This is a genomic window from Sphingomonas sediminicola (assembly GCF_014489515.1).
GTDB classification, from domain to species: Bacteria; Pseudomonadota; Alphaproteobacteria; order Sphingomonadales; family Sphingomonadaceae; genus Sphingomicrobium; species Sphingomicrobium sediminicola.
The window spans coordinates 572,258-591,448 of record NZ_CP060782.1 but is presented as its reverse complement, the minus strand read 5'-3'; the positions used below and the strand labels follow the sequence as shown (position 1 = coordinate 591,448).

22 protein-coding genes and 3 pseudogenes are annotated in these 19,191 nt (G+C 63.7%); 8 read left to right on the top strand and 17 right to left on the bottom strand.

Annotated features, from left to right (window positions below):
• Positions 1–16: 16 nt before the first annotated feature.
• Genes H9L14_RS03290 through H9L14_RS03275 form a run of 4 tightly spaced genes read left to right on the top strand, consistent with a single transcriptional unit; the run spans position 17 to position 2,898 of the window.
• Complete coding sequence (locus H9L14_RS03290; protein WP_187709214.1) at positions 17–1,501, top strand: ABC transporter substrate-binding protein; 1,485 nt, start codon at positions 17–19, stop codon at positions 1,499–1,501.
• Positions 1,498–1,917, top strand: a complete 420-nt coding sequence (locus H9L14_RS03285) for a DUF4112 domain-containing protein (protein WP_187709213.1) — start codon at positions 1,498–1,500, stop codon at positions 1,915–1,917. Before H9L14_RS03290 ends, H9L14_RS03285 begins: the two co-directional genes overlap by 4 nt.
• Before the next feature lie 49 nt (positions 1,918–1,966).
• Positions 1,967–2,482, top strand: a complete 516-nt coding sequence (locus H9L14_RS03280; RefSeq protein ID WP_187709212.1) for an MAPEG family protein — start codon at positions 1,967–1,969, stop codon at positions 2,480–2,482.
• Positions 2,479–2,898, top strand: a complete 420-nt coding sequence (locus H9L14_RS03275; protein WP_187709211.1) for a RidA family protein — start codon at positions 2,479–2,481, stop codon at positions 2,896–2,898. The genes H9L14_RS03280 and H9L14_RS03275 overlap by 4 nt, the downstream gene beginning before the upstream one ends.
• Here the strand turns inward: H9L14_RS03275 and nadA are convergent.
• The 7 genes from nadA to H9L14_RS03240 form a co-directional block, all read right to left on the bottom strand.
• Entirely contained in the window at positions 2,895–3,908 is a 1,014-nt protein-coding gene (gene nadA, locus H9L14_RS03270) for a quinolinate synthase NadA (protein ID WP_187709210.1), read from the bottom strand. The two genes, H9L14_RS03275 and nadA, sit on opposite strands and share 4 nt — an antisense overlap.
• Positions 3,905–4,639, bottom strand: coding sequence for a DUF4230 domain-containing protein (locus tag H9L14_RS03265; RefSeq protein WP_187709209.1), 735 nt, complete (start codon positions 4,637–4,639; stop codon positions 3,905–3,907). Before H9L14_RS03265 ends, nadA begins: the two co-directional genes overlap by 4 nt.
• The gene (locus tag H9L14_RS03260) at positions 4,624–5,484 is read right to left on the bottom strand and encodes an MBL fold metallo-hydrolase (protein WP_187709208.1); all 861 of its coding nucleotides are present in this window, start codon (positions 5,482–5,484) and stop codon (positions 4,624–4,626) included. Before H9L14_RS03260 ends, H9L14_RS03265 begins: the two co-directional genes overlap by 16 nt.
• A gap of 27 nt (positions 5,485–5,511) precedes the next feature.
• Entirely contained in the window at positions 5,512–6,777 is a 1,266-nt protein-coding gene (locus H9L14_RS03255) for a glycosyltransferase (RefSeq protein ID WP_187709207.1), read from the bottom strand.
• Between the two features lie 248 nt (positions 6,778–7,025).
• On the bottom strand, positions 7,026–7,343 hold the full coding sequence (gene grxD / locus H9L14_RS03250) for a Grx4 family monothiol glutaredoxin (protein WP_187709206.1): 318 nt from the start codon (positions 7,341–7,343) through the stop codon (positions 7,026–7,028).
• The gene (locus tag H9L14_RS03245; protein WP_187709205.1) at positions 7,343–7,585 is read right to left on the bottom strand and encodes a BolA family protein; all 243 of its coding nucleotides are present in this window, start codon (positions 7,583–7,585) and stop codon (positions 7,343–7,345) included. Before H9L14_RS03245 ends, grxD begins: the two co-directional genes overlap by 1 nt.
• 2 nt (positions 7,586–7,587) lie before the next feature.
• Entirely contained in the window at positions 7,588–7,920 is a 333-nt protein-coding gene (locus H9L14_RS03240) for a DUF1476 domain-containing protein (RefSeq protein ID WP_187709204.1), read from the bottom strand.
• 139 nt (positions 7,921–8,059) lie between these two features.
• Between H9L14_RS03240 and H9L14_RS03235 the strand changes: the two genes are divergently transcribed.
• From H9L14_RS03235 to H9L14_RS03225, 3 genes and pseudogenes are all read left to right on the top strand, one after another.
• The gene (locus tag H9L14_RS03235) at positions 8,060–8,605 is read left to right on the top strand and encodes an RNA polymerase sigma factor (protein ID WP_187709203.1); all 546 of its coding nucleotides are present in this window, start codon (positions 8,060–8,062) and stop codon (positions 8,603–8,605) included.
• Between the two features lie 95 nt (positions 8,606–8,700).
• Positions 8,701–10,409, top strand: a pseudogene (locus H9L14_RS03230) (vWA domain-containing protein).
• 117 nt (positions 10,410–10,526) lie between these two features.
• Positions 10,527–11,537: a hypothetical protein gene (locus H9L14_RS03225; RefSeq protein WP_187709202.1), complete on the top strand. Its 1,011-nt coding sequence runs from the start codon at positions 10,527–10,529 to the stop codon at positions 11,535–11,537.
• Here the strand turns inward: H9L14_RS03225 and H9L14_RS03220 are convergent.
• The 10 genes and pseudogenes from H9L14_RS03220 to H9L14_RS03180 all read right to left on the bottom strand — a co-directional run bounded on the left by H9L14_RS03220 (position 11,538) and on the right by H9L14_RS03180 (position 17,593).
• Positions 11,538–12,535, bottom strand: a pseudogene (locus H9L14_RS03220) (NADPH:quinone oxidoreductase family protein).
• On the bottom strand, positions 12,536–13,402 hold the full coding sequence (locus H9L14_RS03215; RefSeq protein WP_246444388.1) for an N-acyl homoserine lactonase family protein: 867 nt from the start codon (positions 13,400–13,402) through the stop codon (positions 12,536–12,538).
• Positions 13,403–13,423: 21 nt separating this feature from the next.
• Positions 13,424–14,290, bottom strand: coding sequence for a retroviral-like aspartic protease family protein (locus H9L14_RS03210; RefSeq protein ID WP_187709201.1), 867 nt, complete (start codon positions 14,288–14,290; stop codon positions 13,424–13,426).
• Positions 14,287–14,900 (bottom strand): annotated as a pseudogene (locus tag H9L14_RS03205) (CoA transferase subunit B). Before H9L14_RS03205 ends, H9L14_RS03210 begins: the two are co-directional and overlap by 4 nt.
• A 44-nt stretch (positions 14,901–14,944) precedes the next feature.
• On the bottom strand, positions 14,945–15,652 hold the full coding sequence (locus H9L14_RS03200; RefSeq protein ID WP_187709200.1) for a CoA transferase subunit A: 708 nt from the start codon (positions 15,650–15,652) through the stop codon (positions 14,945–14,947).
• 53 nt (positions 15,653–15,705) lie between these two features.
• Positions 15,706–16,182, bottom strand: coding sequence for a GlcG/HbpS family heme-binding protein (locus H9L14_RS03195; RefSeq protein ID WP_187709199.1), 477 nt, complete (start codon positions 16,180–16,182; stop codon positions 15,706–15,708).
• 8 nt (positions 16,183–16,190) lie between these two features.
• Positions 16,191–16,832 carry a glutathione S-transferase family protein gene (locus H9L14_RS03190; protein ID WP_187709198.1) on the bottom strand — a complete coding sequence of 214 codons (642 nt, stop codon included), beginning with the start codon at positions 16,830–16,832 and terminating at the stop codon, positions 16,191–16,193.
• Between the two features lie 78 nt (positions 16,833–16,910).
• A complete protein-coding gene (locus H9L14_RS14945; RefSeq protein WP_425506920.1) occupies positions 16,911–17,099 on the bottom strand; it encodes an ACT domain-containing protein in 189 nt (62 codons plus the stop codon).
• Positions 17,069–17,290, bottom strand: a complete 222-nt coding sequence (locus H9L14_RS17285; protein ID WP_222949906.1) for an ACT domain-containing protein — start codon at positions 17,288–17,290, stop codon at positions 17,069–17,071. The genes H9L14_RS14945 and H9L14_RS17285 overlap by 31 nt, the downstream gene beginning before the upstream one ends.
• Before the next feature lie 3 nt (positions 17,291–17,293).
• Positions 17,294–17,593 carry an SCP2 sterol-binding domain-containing protein gene (locus H9L14_RS03180; RefSeq protein WP_187709197.1) on the bottom strand — a complete coding sequence of 100 codons (300 nt, stop codon included), beginning with the start codon at positions 17,591–17,593 and terminating at the stop codon, positions 17,294–17,296.
• 161 nt (positions 17,594–17,754) lie between these two features.
• Between H9L14_RS03180 and H9L14_RS03175 the strand changes: the two genes are divergently transcribed.
• Positions 17,755–19,182, top strand: a complete 1,428-nt coding sequence (locus H9L14_RS03175) for an NAD-dependent succinate-semialdehyde dehydrogenase (protein WP_187709196.1) — start codon at positions 17,755–17,757, stop codon at positions 19,180–19,182.
• The last annotated feature ends 9 nt before the right edge of the window (positions 19,183–19,191 follow it).

Sequence of the window (19,191 nt, the reverse complement as noted above, 5' to 3'; positions counted from 1 at the left end):
CAGCTAAACGGCAGTCATGCGGTTGCCGTTATTCCGCCGCGCCTGTGCTGCGGCATCGCTGATCCTCGCGGCCATTTCGGTCGCCGGCTGCCAGAGGGCGGACCGCGGAGAGACGAAGGTCGTCGTCATCGGCGATCCTCCGACAATCGTCGACCCGTCAAACGGTCCGTTGACCGAGCCGCAGTCGGTGCTTCTTGCAAACGTCGCGCAAGGTCTCGTTCGCTTTGATGCCTCCGGTCAGATCGTCCCTGGCCTCGCAGAGCGCTGGAACGTCACCGACGATGGGCTGAGCTACATTTTCCGGCTGCAGACGGCGGAATGGCCGGACGGGCGCAGGATCACTGCGCAGCAAGTTGCGCGGCTGCTTCGCCGCCAGGTCACGGCCCGGAGCAAAAATTCACTCAAAGATACTTTGGGCGCGATCGAGGAGATCGTCCCGATGACCGACCGGGTCATCGAGATCAGCCTAAAGGCGCCGCGCCCGCATCTGCTCCAGCTCCTCGCGCAACCCGAATTCGCAATCGTCCGCGAAACGGTCGGGACCGGACCGTTCCAGATCGCCGAGGACAGCAAGCCCAATGCGCTCAACCTGGTGAGAACTACCTCCAACGAGGATGAGGAAACGACCGCGCGGGAAGAAGTGACCCTGTCCGGCAGGCCGGCCGCCGCGGCCGTCCAGGCTTTCCTGAAAGGCGACACCGACCTGGTGGTTGGCGGCACGTTCGGGGACCTGCCCTACACGCGCGCGGACGAAATGCCGAAGAACGCGCTTCGGTTCGACCCCGCGGCCGGCCTGTTCGGGCTGGTCCCGGCGCGGGCGAGCGGCCCCGCCGCCGATCCGGAGATCCGTCGGCTGTTGAGCCAGGCGATCGACCGCCAGGCGATCATCGACGCACTGAACGTGCCCGGCCTGCTGCCAAGGGCAACGCTGCTCGAGCCCGGCCTCGATGGGCTTGCGGACCCAGCCGTGCCGCAATGGATGGCTACGCCGATCGACCAGCGACGCGCGGATCTCGCCTCAAGAGCGGCAAAGATGTTCGGGCGGCTCGACAAGCCTGTCATCCGGATCGAACTGCCCAATTCTCCCGGAGCAAAAATTCTGCTGAGCCGGCTGGCAAGCGACTGGGGTGCGCTCGGAATCACGGTTGAGGCCGCGGCTCCCGGACGGGCAGCGGACTTCAGGCTGCTCGACGCCGTGGCTCCGTCGATCTCGCCGGCCTGGTATCTTCGCTCGTTCCGCTGTGGCGAAGTTCCCGTTTGCGATCCGGAAGCCGACAAATTGCTGGAGGGCGCACGGGTCGCGACGGTCGCCGCACAGCGCAACGCCCTTCTCGCGCAGGCCGGCCAGCGGATGGACGAGGAGCAGTTGTTTATCTCGCTGACGGCTCCGATTCGCTGGTCGCTCGTTTCCGATCGCGTGCAAGGCTTCGCAACCAACCGTTTCGCGCTTCATACGCTGACGTCGCTTGGCGAGCGACTGGGCCGGGAGCGCGGAGAATGACCGACAAGAGATCGCCGCTACGCCACCTCGGAACGGATCCGGCGTCGGTGCGGCAACGGGTCGAAGCGCTCGAGAAGATCATGGAGCGCCTGTTCGTCATCCCGGGGACCAAGAAGGCGGTCGGTCTGGATGTGATCCTCGATCTCGTGCCGATCGCGGGTAGCACCGCAGGCGCGGTGCTCGGCGCCTACATGACCTGGGAAGCGCGCAATCTCGGCATGACCAAGTGGCAGATGACGCGCATGGCGGGGAATGTTGGCGTCGACTGGCTGCTCGGGTTAATCCCGTGGGTTGGCGCGATTCCGGACTTCTTCTTCCAGTCGAACACGCGCAACCTGCGGATCATCAAGCGCCATCTCGACAAGCACCATCCGGCCGGCGCGACGGTCAACGCCGAGGCGACCCGCTCCTCCTGACGGAAGAGCAGTTGTGCTATGAAGCCGGCCTGCTTGCGGGGGCCGGCACATGACCAAGGATCAGAAGACCGTCGCGATCGGCGCGCTTTCGGGCGTCGTCGGAATGGTCGCGCTCGTCTGGGCGATTGCAACATATTTTCCGGAGCCGCACGTCGTCGACAACAATGGCGACCGGCTGGCCTATGCCTTGCGGTGGTCGGTCGTTGCGGTGCTGCCGCTGTTCTTCATGCTCGTCGCCGTCGGCAACGAGCGCTTCCTCAGCGAAGCGATCGATCCGACGCTCGGCAAGGAAAGCGAGAAGATGGTGGTCAACGGTCGCGTTGCCGACAACACGTTGCAGCAATTCGTCTGCTTCCTGGTCGGCATTACCGCGCTGTCGGTGAGCTTGCCGATCGATCGGATCAGTTACGTTCCCGCGGTCGCAATCACGTTCGTGATTAGCCGGACGATCTTCTGGATCGGCTATCGTATCCGCCCGCTCTATCGGGCTCCCGGCTTCTCCTCGACCGCTTACATGAACATTTTCATGTACGTCGCGGTGCTTTGGATGCGGCTCGCCGGGTGACGGCGCCGCCCGATCCGGTCGGGCTGTACGAGCCCTTCACCAAGTTCGGCGACCTCGTCTTCTTGTCCGCCATCAGCTCCGCGCGTGATGGAACGATGATCACCGGCAAGGTTGGGGCCGAATTATCGTTGGAAGACGGGCGCGAAGCGGCACGCCGCGCTGCCGCCAACCTGCTCGCCGTCCTGTCGATCGCCGCGCAAGATGAAGCGAACATCGGCGGCATTCTGCTCCTTCGCGGACAGGTGAACGCGACGGACGATTTCACTCAGGTGCACAAGGTCATCGACGCTGCATCGGAGCTGATCGTCGAGCGGCTTGGAGAGAAAGGCCGCCACGCGCGCACCGCCATCGGCTGCGCGACCTTGCCCAATAATAATGCGGTTACGCTTGAGGGGATCGCTCGCGTCGCGACCTAGTCGCCGCTGATCCTCGGATCGATGATCGGCTTGCCGACGTCGCCCTGCCCGACTGTCCGGCCCGCCATCTCCAGCATTCGCTCGAGCGGCACGCGCGCGCGGTCCATAATTTCGGGCGTGAGCTCAATGCGCGGCTGGAGATCGCGGAGCGCGACGTAGAGCTTCTCCAGCGTGTTGAGCGCCATGTACGGGCACATGTTGCAGTTGCAGTTCCCGTCGCCGCCCGGAACGCCGATGAACGTCTTGTCCGGCGCCGCTTTCTCCATCTGATGGATGATGTGCGGCTCGGTCGCGACGAGGATCGTCTTGGCCGGCGAGCTCAGCGCGAAGTCCAGGATCGACTTTGTCGAGCCGACATGGTCGGCGTGGTCAATAATGTGCGGCGGGCATTCCGGATGCGCCGCAACCGGGGCGTCCGGGTACTCGGCCTTGAGCTTCAGCAACTCGGTCTCGCTGAACGCCTGGTGGACGATGCACACGCCCGGCCAGAGGAGCATGTCGCGGTCGAACTTGCGGGCGAGATAGCCGCCGAGGTGCCGGTCAGGGCCGAAGATGATCTTCTGGTCCTTCGGAATCTGGTCGAGGATGACCGCTGCCGACGAGCTGGTGACGATAATGTCGCTGAGCGCTTTCACAGCCGCCGAGCAGTTGATGTAGGTCAGCGCGATATGGTCCGGGTGCGCGGCCCGGAAGGCAGCGAACTGGTCGGGCGGACAGCTGTCCTCAAGCGAGCAGCCGGCGTCCATGTCCGGCAGGATCACCGTCTTTTGGGGAGACAGGATCTTCGCCGTCTCGGCCATGAAGCGGACGCCGCAGAAAGCGATAACATCGGCATCTGTCGCCGCGGCCTTGCGCGAAAGATCGAGGCTATCACCGACGAAGTCCGCAAGGTCCTGGATTTCGGGCTTCTGGTAATAATGCGCGAGGATCACGGCGTTGCGCTCACGCTTCAGCCGCTCAATCTCGGCGAGGAGATCGATACCCTTCAGGCTTTGCGATTGAATCGTCATCTACTCCCCTCGACAGCCCTTCTGCGTTCAGCCTCCGCGATCACTTCATTATATGGTCGCGAGAGGTCCAGATAGGAAGGATCGTCGGCGTCTTCGTCGCTCGCAAATCGGACCACCACCTTTACGTCGTCATACCGGGTGGTCTTGAGGGGCAGGTCAAGGAGCGCTGCGATACGTTCCCGTGCTTCCTGCTTGGCGCGATCGAGATACTCCGGCTTGCGGGCGTTTTGCGCGGCCTTTTCGCGAGTCAGCTTGAGCGTTCGATTGACGAGGTTCGCGCTCGCTCTCCGCGACACCCAAAATCCTTCCGCATCGCCGACCTTGCCCTTGGTCAAATCGATATGGGGCTCGGCAACCCGAACGTCCGGAATCCTTACCATCAAGGTCTTCGTCTGCGGATCGTAGCGTGCGTCATCGGCACCGAGCCCGGACAGATCGACGAAGTAGTCGACCGAATAAGGCAAGGTGGCCTTCATCTTCGAATTGAAGATCGTCCCGTGGTTGACGCTGGTGACGTCAATGGTCCCGCTGACGTTCGACACTTTGAGATCCGTTCGGCCCGCGAACGTGCTTGATACGACCTGTGCAAGCCCTTCTGCGGTTGCGATTTCCTCATCCCGTCTTCGCTCTTCGGAAGCGCGCCACTGACAGGTCGCGACCCAAGCGACGAGGACGAAGACGACGAGAGCTATCGCTGTCTGTTTCGGCGTGATCCTCAGGTTCTTGTCCATTGCTGTTCGCTTTGCACAACGAGCCCGCGCTTCTCGAGGTCCAGCAGATGCGCGAGAACCGAACCACCCGCCGCAGTCTCCAGCCTCGGATCGAGGCCGGGATAGGCTTTCGCGACGATATCCGGAATGTCGCGTGCCTTCTCGCCGACGAGCCGAAGGATCTGTTTCTCGCGCTGCATACGGTGACCCATCAGACCGCGCACATATTGCTGCGGATTGGTCACCGGCGGGCCATGCGCCGGGTAAAACACGCGGTCCTCGCGCTGCCGAAGCTTGTCGAGGCTGGCCATGTAGGCCGCCATTTCACCATCGGGCGGAACGACGACGGTCGTCGACCAGCCCATCACATGGTCGCCGGTCAGGAGCGCGCCGCCAACCGCGAAGCATAAGTGGTTCGACGTGTGACCCGGTGTGGCGACGGCGACGATCGAACGTCCATCGACTTCGACGCTTTCGCCGTCCTGAAGCACTCGATCCGGTGTGTATTCCCCGTCAAACGCGGCGTCCGCGCGCGGCCCAACGGATTCCAGCGCCAGCGGTGCGCAGCCGATGATCGGGGCGCCCGTCAGATTTGCCAGCGCACGCGACGCCGGACTGTGGTCGCGATGCGTGTGCGTGCACATGATCGCGACAACGCGGCGTCCCCCGATCGCCCGGATCAAGGCTTCGACATGATCGGAAAGATCAGGGCCGGGATCGACGATCGCGACTTCCTGTTCGCCGACCAGGTAGGTCTGCGTGCCGTAATAAGTGAACGCCGAAGGGTTGTGCGCGAGCACCCGGGCGATGCCGGGTTCAAGCGTCTCAAGGAGTTCGTAGGGGCGTCCACGGGACCGCTCTGCCATGGACGCCGTCACCGGCAAAGGGGCGGGTTACTCGGCCGGCACGCCGAGATAGGCGTGACGGGCGAGTTCGCGCGACTGCAACTGCCGCTCGACGCTCGCCTTGAACGCGTGGCGGTAGAGACGGCCGAACAATGCGGCCATGCTGGAATCCCAGCTATATTGGCGAGCTTCGGCCTGCGCGATCGCGCTCATCCGTCCGCGATCCGAGTTCCAGATCGACAGGATGTTGGCCGCCATTGCGTCCGAATCGTCGACCGGACCGAGGCGGCCAATCTCATCGGTTACGCGGTCGACCATTGCACCTGCTTCCACGCCCACGACCGGGAGTCCCGATGCCTGCGCCTCGACGATCGAGACACCGAAGGTCTCGTCGGCCATTCCAGATACGTAGATGTCGGCGCTGGCGAGCCAGCGTGCCAGCTGCTGGCGGTCGCGGACGAACCCGGGAGTCACGATCCGTGGATTGTTGAGCCCCGCAATATCTTCGCGGAGCGGCCCTTCGCCGAGGAGGACAAGCCGGGCGCCCAGGGCTTCGGGAAGCTTTCGGAAAGCGTCGACGACGATCTGCGGCTTCTTCTCCAGGTCGAGGCGGCCGACGTAAATGAGCAGGGGCTGCTGCTCGCCGACGCCGAGGGAACGCCTCAGTCTGTCGTCGCGCCGCGACGGGCCGAAATCGCCGAGCTCGGCGCCCAACGGAACGATGCCGACATTCTCGACCCCGTAGGACCGCAGCTTCGTCGCACCGCCGTTCTCACTAAGCGCGAACACCGCGTCGAACCGGCGATAGAGATGGCCGCAGTAGCGGTAACAAAGTCGCCCTGCCGCGCCGGCCAAGGTGTCGCCCATGACCTTGGAGAAGGGACGTTCGACATAAACCGTGGGAAAGTCGGTGAAATAGCCACCGACCAATGCAGTTTCCGGAAAGCGCTTGCGATGCGCGATCGCCGCCCACGGAAGGTTGTAGCTGTCCTGGCATTCGATCAGGTCGGGACGGAATCGTTCGAGCAACTCACGCACCGCACCGTTGCGTATCATGAGGCGGTAGTTCGGGCTCCCCGGCACTCGCGGCGAGCGGACTGTCGCGGTGATCGCCCTGCCCTCTTCCTTCACCGCGTCCTCGGGACCCGGGACAATGAGGAGATGGCGGTGCTGTGTCTTGCCGAGAATGTGGCTCCGTTTGTGACGCAAATAGGTCCCGACGCCGCCGCCGACCTCCGACCAGCTCTGCGTAAGGTCGCAAATCAGGCGCTCGGGCTCAAACGGGTTGGTCATTTCAGGATCGTCGCGGCTCATGGACATGTCCAACACAGACGGAGCGACAAAGTGCCAACCGCAGTTCGGCCTCCAAATTGTCGGAGCATTTTACACATTTGATCGGACGCCCCCGACTGAAAATTCAGAAAATACCAGTTTTCTGCCGTTTATTCGAATTGGCACGGCGGTTGCTACATTATTGGGTCCACTTGGTCCCACGCCAACGAAAGGGACGGTGCAGCGGTTATTCTGGTCCCGCTCACCGTCCCTTTTTGTTTGTCCCGAGTTTAGCTCGCCTCGGCGCCGATCAGCTGCTGAAGCTCCCCGCTCTGGAACATCTCCAGCATGATGTCGGATCCGCCGACGAATTCACCCTTCACGTAGAGCTGCGGAATCGTCGGCCAGTCGGAAAATTCCTTGATGCCTTGGCGGATCTCCGGGTCCTGGAGGACGTCGACGCTCTCGAACGGGACGCCGAGATGCTCGAGGATGGTGATCGCACGGCTCGAAAAGCCGCACTGTGGGAACAACGGCGTGCCCTTCATGAACAGCACGACTTCATTGCTCTTCACGATCTCGCCGATGCGATTGTTTGCATCGCTCATTACTCTTCTCCTTGTCGCGCTGCCGTTTCGAGCTGCAGCGCATGTAATTCGCCGCCCATACGTCCGCCCAGCGCAGCGTAGACGCGCTGGTGCTGCCTGACTCGCGGGAGCCCTTCGAAGCTCGCGCTCACCACCCGGGCCGCATAATGGTCGCCGTCGCCCGCGAGGTCCCTGATCGTCACTTCGGCGTCGGGAATGGCCTCGCGGATGAGCCGTTCAATGTCGCTTGCCGCCATCGGCACGATTATTGTCCTCCGAGTGCCTCGATCAGCTGGCGCTTGGCCTCGACCGTCTTGTGCTCCAGCGTCTGGCGGATTTCCGCATCGCTGGTCTCGATACCGGCCGCGGTGAGGTCGCCCAGCACCTTGCGAATGACGTCTTCCTCGCCGGCTTCCTCGAAGTCCGCACGAACGACGTCCTTGGCGTAGGATTGCCCCTCGACCTCCGACAGGCCCATTTTGCGCGCCGCCCATTCGCCAAGGAGGCGGTTGCGGCGGGCGAGCACCCGGAACTTCATTTCCTCGTCGTGCGCGAACTTGGTTTCGAAGGCGCGCTCGCGATCGTTGAACTGGGTCATTGGTGTCCCTTGCTTGTTTGACCCGCGAAATAAGGGGATAGGCCGTTGAGGCAACGCGCATAGCAGCCCAAACAGCTATTCCGTCAGGGCAACTTTGTAATAATCCTGTCGGCGAGAGGGTCATCGCGGGCGGCTACGGGTGGGGGAAATCGGCAGCGATCCAGATTTCAAGCTCGTTTCCGCCGCGTGCGCGGGCGACCGCGAGGCGTTCGCCGCCTTGCTGGAACGGCACTACGACCGGATCCACGGGCTCGCCTGGCATCTGACGGGATCCCGGGCGGATGCCGACGACATCGCCCAAGACGTCTGCTGCACCTTGGTCGAGAAGATCGGAAGCTTTCGCGGCGAAGCGAAATTCACGACCTGGCTGATCGGAATCACTTTCAACGCCTGCCGGGATTGGCGGCGTAGGCGCGGCTCTTTTCGACTCTTCACCGAGAAGATGGCGGTACTCGCGGGGATCGCAGCGGCCCCCGACGGCCGCGACCTGTACGATGCAATCTGGCTGAAGAGCGCAATCGCCAAGTTGAAGCCCGCGCTCAGGGACACGGCGGTGCTCGTCGCCGGGCAGCAGCTCTCCCATGCGGAAGCCGCTGCGATCCTCAAAGTTGCGGAAGCGACGGTCTCCTGGCGCATGCATGAGGTGCGCCGGATCCTCTCGGCGGCCGGGGAAACCGACACCTAGGAAGATTTTTTCGAGACCCCTCAAAGGAAATCCCGGGAACGCACGTCTCAGGATCAGGCGAGCAATCTTGCCCGCTGGTTTTGAGGGAGGTTTTCATGGGGTGCACATACCGTCCCGTCGGGTTGGCGCTGGGAGCACTTCTGCTCGCTTCATGCGCAGGGCGCGGAGTCGAGACGGCTGACGCGGTGCAACAGGAACCGGTCGCCGAAGACAATAAAGCAAACGACATGGTCGTGACCGGCTCGCGCATTAAGGTCGGAAATCTGGAGGCCGAGGGTCAATTCCGCGTCGGAACACTGCCGTCGCCGCCTCCGCCGCCAGCTCCTGCCATGCAGCGGGCGCCTGGAATCTGGGCACCGCCCTATCACGATGTCGGCCGCGACAAGTTCACGAACTTCGTCGAGAACGCGTTCAAGATCGCGCGTGAAGACCCGGTCTCGACCTTCTCGATCGACGTCGACACCGCGTCCTATTCCTGGGTGCGCGCTTCGCTGAACCAGAATGTCCTGCCGCAGCCGGCCTCGGTTCGCACCGAGGAGATGGTGAACTATTTCACCTACGACTATGCGCCGCCGGCGAGCACCGCGCAGCCGTTCAGCACCAACGTCGCAATGTTCCCCAGTCCCTGGTCGCCGGGCCGCAAGCTCGTCCGCATCGGGATCAAGGGCTATTCGGTGCAACGCGCCACGCGGCCGCACGCCAATCTCGTCTTCCTGATCGACACCTCGGGATCGATGCAGGAGGAGAACAAGCTGCCGCTGGTGCAGAAGTCGCTCAACATGCTGCTCGACGAGCTGGACGAGCGCGATACCGTCGCAATCGTCACTTACGCAGGTGATGCCGGGACCGCGCTCGAACCGACGCCGGTCAGCCAGAAGGAAAAGATTCGCTCGGTCATTAACCGGCTTGGAGCGGGCGGAAGCACGGCCGGCGCAGAGGGCATCCGCCAGGCCTACGAACTGGCCAAGGAGAATTACGACCCGAACGGCGTCAATCGCGTCATCCTGGCCACCGACGGCGACTTCAACGTCGGCATCACCGACCAAGGCGAGCTCAAAGGCTATATCGAACGCGAGCGCGGCAAGGGCGTGTTCCTGTCCGTACTCGGCTTCGGGATGGGCAATTACAACGATGCGCTGATGCAGACACTGGCCCAGAACGGCAACGGGATAGCGGCCTATATCGACACGGTCGCGGAGGCCCGGAAGACGCTGGTCGAGGAAGCAAGCTCTACCCTGTTCCCCATCGCCAAGGACGTGAAGATCCAGGTCGAGTTCAACCCGGCGGCGGTCGCCGAGTATCGGCTGATCGGGTACGAGACGCGGGCACTCAACCGCGAAGACTTTGACAATGACAAGGTCGATGCGGGCGATGTCGGGTCGGGCCAGACCGTCACGGCGCTCTACGAGATCGTTCCGGTCGGCGGTCCGCGGACAATGACCGACCTGCGCTACGGCAAGACGGCGGCATCGATCGCGAGCCGAAGCAACGAGATCGGCTTCGTGAAAATCCGGTACAAGCTGCCGAAGTCGGACACGAGCCGACTGATCTCGACGCCGATCGACCGGCGCATGGAAGCCCGCAGCTTCGAAGCCGCACCGCGCGACGCAAGGTTCGCGACTGCGGTCGCCGGATTCGCGGAATTGCTCCGCGGGGCAAGCACACCGGGTCGCTCAGCTATGATGACGTGCTGAGGATCGCCAATGCTTCGCGGGGATCCGACGAGTTCGGTTACCGGTCCGAGTTTGTCGGTTTGGTGCGTGCCGCGAAGAGCGCCCAGACCATGGCGCAGCTGGAGCGCTAGGGCTTGTGGCCGCCGGCGCGAGCCCCCGGCGCCGGCGGCCGCCCAAAAGACGCCTTCGACGAGGCCGCGATTGTGGTTATGAGTTTGTCGATGCTGCTCTTCGATGGACCGCGATAGATGGCGATCGGCAACGACGGTCCCATTTTGCTGCCCAAGGCGCCGCCGCCGCGGCCCGCGGCGCGGCAAGCGGCGATCGATACTGCGCTTCGGAAATTTGACGGGGTCGAGGAAACGGCCCGTGATCGGGCTGGACGCGAGCGGCCGGGGTTGTTCGGATGGGCAAACACGCATCGTGGCCCGGCGAGTGCCCTCGCGACGGCCGCAATGTTAGCCGTAGTCGGCCTGCCGATTGCGCTCGCGACGCTTCGCGACGGTCCGCGGCCAGCTCCTCAGCAACCGACCGCCTCAATAGCAGCTCAACCGACGCAGGAGGCGGCTGACACAGCGGACAACCTGGCGGCATTCGAGCCTTCCGAGAATCAAGCCGTCGCCGATCAGGCTCCGAGCGAACCACAGGCGCCGGCAGCGCGACAGGCCCAACCCAGTCCGGCGCCCATGACGTTGGCCCCAGTCGCGCAAAAGGTAGCCAATGAAGAGCCCGCGCCGGCAATGGCCGCGGCGCCTCCTCCGGCTCCCCCGCCACCGCCGCCCGCTCCAGCGCCGGAGAGAGAAGGATATGCGGCTGAGTCGGGCGCGCAGGACATTGTGGCAACCGGGTCGCGGATACGTTCACCGGATTTATCGGATCGCGCGAACCGGCAGGTTGCCGTCGGGAAGTCCTCGCCGCTGGTGACAGTCGACACCTACGGCGATTTCCTGTCGCGGCTGCAGTCGGCACTGAGGACGGATGACCGGCGTGCAGTCAGCAAGCTCGTCGGATTTCCCCTCACCGTGAACACCGAAGGCGGAGCCAGGACCTACCGCTCGCGTCGGGAGGTCGAGAGCGACTTCGACCGGATCTTCACGCCGGCGGTCAAAGCCGAAATCCTCGGACTGAAGCCCTACGCCATGCGTACTCGCGACGATGGTCGGACGAAGGGCTCCTCTAGGCTCTGGTTCGCCCCGGCCTGCTTCAACGCGTTATGCTCGCCGCCAGGGCCGATCCGCGTCCGCGAAGTGACGCCCTAGCTAGTAGATCGTGACGACGAGCTTCCCGATTACGCGGCGCTCGGCGATCGCGCGGATCGCTTCTCCTGCCCGTTCGAGGGATAGGTCGCACTGACCTTCGGCGAGATCATCCCCTGCCGCCACAGCTTGAAGAGAGTTTCGACGTGCGCTGCATTGGCCTTCGGATCGCGGGCGGCAAACGCGCCCCAAAACACGCCGCAAACGTCGCAACTCTTCAACAGCGTCAGGTTGAGAGGAAGCTTCGCGATGCCGGCTGGGAAACCGACCACGAGGAAGCGCCCTTCCCATGCGATGCTTCGAAGCGCCGCCTCGGTGTAGTCGCCGCCGACGGGATCGTAGATGACGTCCGCGCCGGCGGGCCCAACCGCCTCCTTGAAGAGCTGGGCGAGCGCCTTCTGGCCATCTTTGTCGAACGGCCCCTGCGGATAAACCACTGCCTCGTCCGCTCCGGCGTCGCGCGCGGCCTGCGCCTTCTCTTCCGAGGAAACAGCGGCAATGACGCGCGCCTCGTAAGCCTTGCCCAGCTCCACCGCCGCAAGGCCAACGCCGCCAGCTGCGCCTAGCACGAGCAAAGTCTGTCCCGCCTGAAGCTTTCCGCGATCGAGCAAGGCATGGATGGACGTCGCGTAGGTTAGCAACAGCGCCGCGCCTTCCTCGAAGCTGCGTTCCTCGGGCAGCCGATATGCGGCGCGCGCCGGGACGACGACCTTCTCGGCTAGGCCTCCGAAACCGGTGACCGCGATGACGCGATCGCCGACGGTCCAGCCTTGAACGCCTTCACCGATGGCCTCGATCTCGCCGGCAATCTCGCCGCCCGGCGCGAACGGCCGGGGCGGCTTCAGCTGATACTTATCCTCGATAATGAGGACGTCGGGAAAATTGATTGCCGCGGCACGGACGCGGACCAGAATCTCGCCCGATCCCGGCTCCGGATCGGGAAGCTCTTCTAGCCGAAGAATTTCCGGTCCGCCGGGCTCATGGCTGAGAAGAGCCCGCACCTACTTCGCCGCTTCCGGGAAAGCGGGAAGCAGCGGGATGTCGTTCGGTTCGTGCTGGATAATCACCTTCGCGCCAGTGTCTTTTGCGAGCTTCTCGAACTTGTCCATCGACTGGAGAGTCTGTTCCCGGCTCGTATTGAACCCCGGTACTGCCCGCTTCTGACGCGCGATCGTCGTATGATAGAGGTCGCCGGTCAGGAGCACCGGTCCCGACGCGAGCTTAACCAGCAAGGCGAGATGGTCGGGCGTATGCCCCGGAAGGTGAAGCGCGACGACGCTACCGTCGCCGAATACGTCGACGTCGGCTGTCGCCAGCGTCACTTTCTTGCCGGCCCCGCGCCAGCCTTTGAGCGAATCCTCCGGCCTGCCGGCGAGCCTTTCAAAGTCGCCCTTACCCACGACCAGCCGCGCATTCGTGAACTGCGCTGCCTGGCCGATGTGGTCGCCGTGCATGTGGCTGATGCCCAGCACGCCTACGTCTGCCGGCTTCACACCGAGCTGGCCGAGCTGGTCCGCCAGCGTTCGGTCGATCGAGGCAACCATGCCATTCTGGTTCATCGGCTTGTTCTTGGTTTCGGCGGGCAAACCGGTGTCCCAAACCATGATCTGATCGCCGTGGCGGATCAGGTAACAGCTGTCCGTGACCTTGCCTGGGCCGGGCGGATAGACGCCCGGACGATCCGAGAAGAAGCCGTTCATGTCCTTGAAGTCGGCATGGCCGCAGTCGAGCCGCGTCAGTGAAAGCGCCGCGGATTGCTTCGACGGTGCGTCAGCGGCCGGAGCCTGATTGTTGGCTTCGGAGCTGGAGGGCGCGCAGGCCGTCATGGCCGCGGTTGCGAAAAGCAGTCCAAGCACGATCGTCCGCATACGCTCTTCCTTCTTCGAGTTTCAGGTAGCCGGTACCTCGACCGCTTCGAACCAGACTTTCCGCCCCGGGAAATCGATCACCATCCGCGTCCTGTCCAGCCAGTCCAGGCCGAGGATCATCGCCGGCCGGCCGGCGACGCCAAACGTTTCGAAAACGGGCAAATCCGCGACCAGCACCGGAGCATGGGCCAGCACGCGGCTGCCAAGGCGAACGTTGGAAATGTGCGTGGCTCCCGTTTCGACCGCCTTGTTTGTCGCGCCCTGGATGACGTCGCCCTTCGCCAGTTTCGCCGGGTTGAGCCCAAGCAACCGTCCAAGCGCCCAGTTGATGCGCGTCTTGCGCGCCCCCGTGTCGATCACTGCCGTCGCAGTCACCTCACCTATCGTGACCGGCACGGTGAGGAGATTGCCCGTGGTCGTCGATGCGGCGACGCTTTGGGTGTCTTCACCCGCGGGCCGGGCACCCTGCGCAAGCAGGGAAATTCGCTTGTGGGGAAGATCGAAGTCCACCGTTCGATCACCGAACAGGTCGAGCCCGACAATGCCCGCGAGCTTCACTCCATCGGCGCGCGGGTCGAGCTTGACGGCCTTGATGCCATCCTTCTGAACCCCGTCGAGGCCAATGCTGCCGAGCGAGACAAGGGGTACTTCATCGCTGCCCGTCTGGCCCTGAAGCGTCTCGCTTCCCGCTACGGTCAGCCCTGCGCTGTCCGCGAAATCCGCGTAGACCGCGCTCGCTTCCGCGCCCGTATCGAATACGAACTGGGCCGTTCCGAAGCTGCCGGTCACCGGCACGGTCGCATGCCCTGTTGGCGCAATCTGCACCGGGACCTCCGCCAGGGCGGGCACCGGCAGGCAAAGCGCCACCAAGGATGCGAGCCACCTCATTCCACGTAATGCGCCGTGGTCTTCTGGCGGACGTCCTCCGCGGTCACTCCCGGAGCTAGCTCGATCAGCTTGAACGGGCTGTCGTGGTCCGGCCGCTGGAATACCGCGAGGTCGGTGATGATCATGTCGACGACGTTCTTGCCCGTCAGCGGAAGGGTGCATTCCGGGATGAACTTCGGATCGCCGTTCTTCGAGACATGCTCCATCACGACGATGATCTTCTTGACGCCTGCGACGAGGTCCATCGCGCCTCCCATGCCCTTGATCATCTTGCCGGGATCATCCAGTTGGCGATGTCGCCCTTCTCGCTGACTTCCATTGCGCCGAGCACGGTCAGGTCGATGTGCCCGCCCCGGATCATCGCGAAGCTCGCCGCGCTGTCGAAATAGGAGGACGACGGAAGCTCGCTGATCGTCTGCTTGCCGGCGTTGATGAGGTCCGGATCGACCTCGTCCTCGTAGGGGAAGGGCCCGATGCCGAGCATCCCGTTCTCGCTCTGGAGCGTCACTTCCATGCCTTCCGGAATGTTGTTCGCAACGAGCGTTGGAATGCCGATGCCGAGGTTCACGTAATAGCCGTCGCGAAGCTCCTTCGCCGCGCGCGCCGCCATCTGGTCGCGGGTCCAGCCCTTCGTCAGCAAGTCATGGGTCGTCATCATGCAGCCTCCAGCTGACGAACAGTCCGGAACTCGATCTTCTTGTCGTACGGAGCGCCGAGGATCATCCGCTTCACGTAGATCGAAGGCAGGTGGATGCAGTCGGGATCGAGCGATCCGACTGGCACTATCTCCTCGACCTCCGCGATGCACACCTTGCCGCTGGTTGCCGCCGGCTGGTTGAAGTTGCGGGCGGTCTTGCGGAAGATGAGATTGCCGCTTTCGTCGGCCTTCCAGCCCTTGATGATGCTGAGATCGGCGCGGATGCCGCGTTCGAGGACGTAGGTCTCGCCGTCGAACACTTTGGTTTCCTTGCCCTCGGCGACGACGGTGCCGACGCCGGTCTTGGTGTAAAATCCCGCGATGCCCGCACCGCCCGCGCGCAGTCGCTCGGCGAGCGTGCCTTGCGGGGTGAATTCGACCTCCAGCTCGCCTGCCAGGAATTGCCGCTCGAACTCCTTGTTCTCGCCGACGTAGGACGAGATCATTTTCTTCACCTGCTTGGTGCGCAGGAGCTTGCCGAGACCCTCGTTGTCGATGCCGGCATTGTTCGAGGCAATGGTGATGTCCTTGACGCCGCTCGCCTGGATCGCGTCAATCAGCCGCTCCGGGATGCCGCACAGGCCGAACCCGCCAGCAGCAATCGTCATTCCGTCGAACAGAAGGCCGTCGAGAGCTTCTTCGGCGCTGGAATAGATCTTCTTCATCCGCCACTCCTTGGGCCCCGCCTCTGCCGTTCGCGCGGATGAGGGTCAAGGATTCAACGGACGCGGCTGCTCCTGAGGCCGGCGGCGCGAATGCCGGCTTCAGCGCACGCGGCGTCATCGGCAGGCTCCTCACCCGATGCTCCGACGCCGCCGATCCGCGTCTTGCCGTCGGCCGACCAGATGGGAACGCCGCCAGGTACCGTCACGACATGCGGAGCATTGGCGAAGCCCGGCGTTTCCTTCGCCGCCTGTTCCATCTGCGCGGTCGGGAATCCCCAGGCCGCGACTGCCTGAGCCTTCGCTAGCGAGAAATCTATTATTCCGCTGCCGTTGCCGTCCATGCGCAGCGCGGCGACAAGGTGTCCTCCCACATCAACCACCGCGATCGCGTGGCTTTGGTTCCTGGCCGTCGCGTGAGCCGCGCATCCAGCAACGATCGCCTGCGCCGTGCGTGCGTCCAGCGCCGCCTGCTGAGCCTGAAGCGGTGATGCCGAGATTGCCAACATCAGACCGAGACTTGTGGCTCGCATCGCGCCTCCTATGCAGGCTGAAACTCCGCGGGCGCAAGGCCCTCGCGTTCCAGCACGCGTTGAACCGCCGGCCGCTCGAGCAAGCGCTCCAAATGCGCAGCCCAGCGCGAAAAGGCGGCCATGTCCATGCCGATCCTTCTCCCCCAGCGGAAGAAGGTCAGCGCGTATGAGTCTGCGGCCGTGAATCGCCCGCCGGCAAGCCATCCTTCGCCCGACAGGGCCTCAATTTCTGCGAACTGGTTTTCAAGGTTTTCGCGTCCGCCGGCGACAATCGCCGGATGGATGCTTTCGTCCCTCGTGAAGCGGGCTGCGCGCCAGATTTGCGCGAAGGAAATGTGCACTGTGGATGCGAACCAGCCGAGAAGCTCGTTGCAGCGAGCCGCCGCATAGGGATCGTCACGCGGCACCGAGCCGTCCTTGCCGAACAGGTCGGCGATCAGGTTGAGGATCGCGATATTCTCGGTGACCACGCCGTGGCCGGTCCCCAGCGCGGGAACCCGAGCGTGCGGGTTGATTTCAAGGTATTCGGGCTTGAGATGCTCGGCCTGGGCGAGAGTCACCCGGACAGGCTCGAATTCAGCACCGCTTTCCTCGAGCGCGATGTGACTGACGATCGAGCAAGCGCCCGGCGAGTAGAACAGTTTCAGCATTGAGGCCTCCGGGCTCCTCCCTTGGCCGCGGCGTGCGGTTCGACAAGCGGATTCAGCGAAGCAACCGATAAGCTCTGCTTATGCGGACCGGTTTTCGGCCTGGCCCTGCAAACTTCGCAGGCACTCCAGTGCTTCTTCACGCCGATCCCAAGGGACGAACAAATGGTCGTGGTGCAGGGCTGCGATGATGTTCACGCTGATGCCGAGGTCGGCGAGCCTCGACGCCATCACGCCCGTCAGGCCAACCGCATCGAGGCTCGAATGGATCTCCAGGCTGATCCGCGCCCATTCCCCTGCGAATCAGGATGGATCGAAGTCAGGCCTTCGCCTTCACGAACGAGTGCAAATTGGCCGGCCCCAAGCGAAGGCTCCACGACCGCAGCGAATGCGTAGCGATCCGGGTAGAGCCTTGGCCTCAAGCCCCGCAGAAGCCGGGAAAGATCGCGCTCCCCGGCCAAGGATCAGGAGCGAAGCTTTGCGAGAACGCCCTGGAGCTGCATCGCGTTCGACATGTCGCCTTCGATGCGCAGCTTGCCGGTCATGAACGCCGTCATGCCGTCGAGCTGGCCAGCGGCCATCGCCTGCCAGTCTTCCCAATTGACCTTGATCGTCGTGTCGGCCGCACCATCCTCTTCAGAGACCTGGCTGGCCGCGCCGTCGAGCAGGATCACGCCCTCGCTTCCGAAGTCGAGTTTCACTCGCTTGCCCGGCACCCAGGCCTGACCTTCCTGCATGCGCGAAACGAGTTCCTGCTTGGTCATTGCTTTCTCCTTTGTCAGTAAGCGGTAGCCTCGTGTTGCAGGCGAAACAAGCAGCCGCACGCGGACCATGCCGGGGGCATGGCCGCACGGCTGCTCGCCGCGCATCGCATCCGTAATGACTCTCCTTGGCTAGAGCGGCGCGGAAGCCTATCTGGCGCTCCATGGGATACGAAACCGACCTCAAACTCTTCATCGACGGCATCTGGAAAACCGGCGAAGGCCGCGACGCCCACACCGTCCTCAACCCCGTCAACGCGAGCCCGATCGCCGAGGTGCCTTACGCGACCAAGGCCGACCTCGACGAGGCGCTTGAAGCGTCGAATCGCGCATGGCCGGAGTGGCGCTCGATGGATGTCGAGAAGCGCGGGGCGATCCTTCACAAGGCGGCACAGCTCCTGCGCGAACGCGTCGACCTGATTGCCGCGACCATGACTCAGGAGCAGGGCAAGATCCTTGCCGAGTCCAAGGCCGAAACGCTCGCCTCCGCACAACTGTTCGACTGGTACGCCGAAGACGCCAAGCGCGACTACGGCCGGACCCTCGTCCGCCCGGCAGGCCAGGTCTCGCGAGTGATCCGTCAGCCGGTCGGCCCGGTTGCGACGTTCACGCCGTGGAACTTCCCGCTCTACCTGCTCGCCAAGAAGGTCAGCGCCGCTCTCGCCGCCGGCTGCACGGTCATCTCGCGCCCTCCGCATGAAACACCGGGTGTCGGCACCGAGCTTTTCCGCGCTCTTGCCGATGCCGGCATTCCGAAAGGCGTAGCCCAGCTCGTCCACGGTGAATCGGGCCTCGTCAGCGAGACGCTCATCGCCAGCAGGGTCATCCGCAAGGTCAGCTTCACTGGCTCCACCAATGTCGGCAAACATCTGATGCGCCTTTGCGCCGACAGCATGACGCGCGTGACGATGGAACTCGGCGGCCATGCACCGGTCCTGATCTTCGACGATTGCGACCTTGAAAAGACGCTAGACATGGTCGTTCCGCAGAAGTTCCGGAACGCCGGCCAGGTCTGCGTTTCGCCGACCCGCTTCTACGTGCAGAGCGGCATCTACGAGGCCTTCGTGAAGGGCTTCGCCGAGCGCACCCAGAAGGTGAAGATCGGCAACGGACTTGAAGCGGACACCCGCATGGGTCCGCTCGCCAACAGCCGCCGCCCGGGCGCGATCGAGGCTTTGGTGCAGGACGCCAAGGCCAAGGGCGCGCGCGTCCTCGCCGGCGGCGAGCGCGGCGATGGCGGCTTCTTCTTCCAGCCGACTTTGCTCGCCGACGTTCCCAACGAAGCCGAGATCATGAACGAGGAGCCGTTCGGCCCCGTCGCTGTCTCGCGCCCGTTCGACACGTTCGAGGAAGTGATTGAACAGGCCAACCGACTGCCCTTCGGCCTCGCGGCATTCGCATTCACCGAAAACGGCCGCCGCGCGAACCTGATCGGCGACCTCGTCGAGAGCGGCATGGTCGGGATCAATACATTTGCCATCTCTCTTGCCGACGCGCCGTTTGGGGGCGTGAAGGACAGCGGCTTCGGCTCAGAGGGTGGCAAGGAAGGGATGGAAAGTTACCAGGTGGTCAAGGCGATCCACCAGGCTTAGCTTTTCGTC

Bases quoted from the DNA above. Each gene is read 5' to 3' on its own strand.
- H9L14_RS03260 (WP_187709208.1), bottom strand. From the start codon at position 5,484: ATGGCAGAGCGGTCCCGTGGACGCCCCTACGAACTCCTTGAGACGCTT.
- H9L14_RS03240 (WP_187709204.1), bottom strand. From the start codon at position 7,920: ATGACCCAGTTCAACGATCGCGAGCGCGCCTTCGAAACCAAGTTCGCG.
- H9L14_RS03225 (WP_187709202.1), top strand. From the start codon at position 10,527: ATGGCGATCGGCAACGACGGTCCCATTTTGCTGCCCAAGGCGCCGCCG.
- H9L14_RS03195 (WP_187709199.1), bottom strand. From the start codon at position 16,182: ATGCGAGCCACAAGTCTCGGTCTGATGTTGGCAATCTCGGCATCACCG.
- H9L14_RS03285 (WP_187709213.1), top strand. From the start codon at position 1,498: ATGACCGACAAGAGATCGCCGCTACGCCACCTCGGAACGGATCCGGCG.
- grxD (WP_187709206.1), bottom strand. From the start codon at position 7,343: ATGAGCGATGCAAACAATCGCATCGGCGAGATCGTGAAGAGCAATGAA.
- H9L14_RS03210 (WP_187709201.1), bottom strand. From the start codon at position 14,290: ATGAGGTGGCTCGCATCCTTGGTGGCGCTTTGCCTGCCGGTGCCCGCC.
- H9L14_RS03255 (WP_187709207.1), bottom strand. From the start codon at position 6,777: ATGAGCCGCGACGATCCTGAAATGACCAACCCGTTTGAGCCCGAGCGC.
- nadA (WP_187709210.1), bottom strand. From the start codon at position 3,908: ATGACGATTCAATCGCAAAGCCTGAAGGGTATCGATCTCCTCGCCGAG.
- H9L14_RS03180 (WP_187709197.1), bottom strand. From the start codon at position 17,593: ATGACCAAGCAGGAACTCGTTTCGCGCATGCAGGAAGGTCAGGCCTGG.
- H9L14_RS03280 (WP_187709212.1), top strand. From the start codon at position 1,967: ATGACCAAGGATCAGAAGACCGTCGCGATCGGCGCGCTTTCGGGCGTC.
- H9L14_RS03190 (WP_187709198.1), bottom strand. From the start codon at position 16,832: ATGCTGAAACTGTTCTACTCGCCGGGCGCTTGCTCGATCGTCAGTCAC.
- H9L14_RS03215 (WP_246444388.1), bottom strand. From the start codon at position 13,402: ATGCGGACGATCGTGCTTGGACTGCTTTTCGCAACCGCGGCCATGACG.
- H9L14_RS03200 (WP_187709200.1), bottom strand. From the start codon at position 15,652: ATGAAGAAGATCTATTCCAGCGCCGAAGAAGCTCTCGACGGCCTTCTG.
- H9L14_RS03265 (WP_187709209.1), bottom strand. From the start codon at position 4,639: ATGGACAAGAACCTGAGGATCACGCCGAAACAGACAGCGATAGCTCTC.
- H9L14_RS03290 (WP_187709214.1), top strand. From the start codon at position 17: ATGCGGTTGCCGTTATTCCGCCGCGCCTGTGCTGCGGCATCGCTGATC.
- H9L14_RS03175 (WP_187709196.1), top strand. From the start codon at position 17,755: ATGGGATACGAAACCGACCTCAAACTCTTCATCGACGGCATCTGGAAA.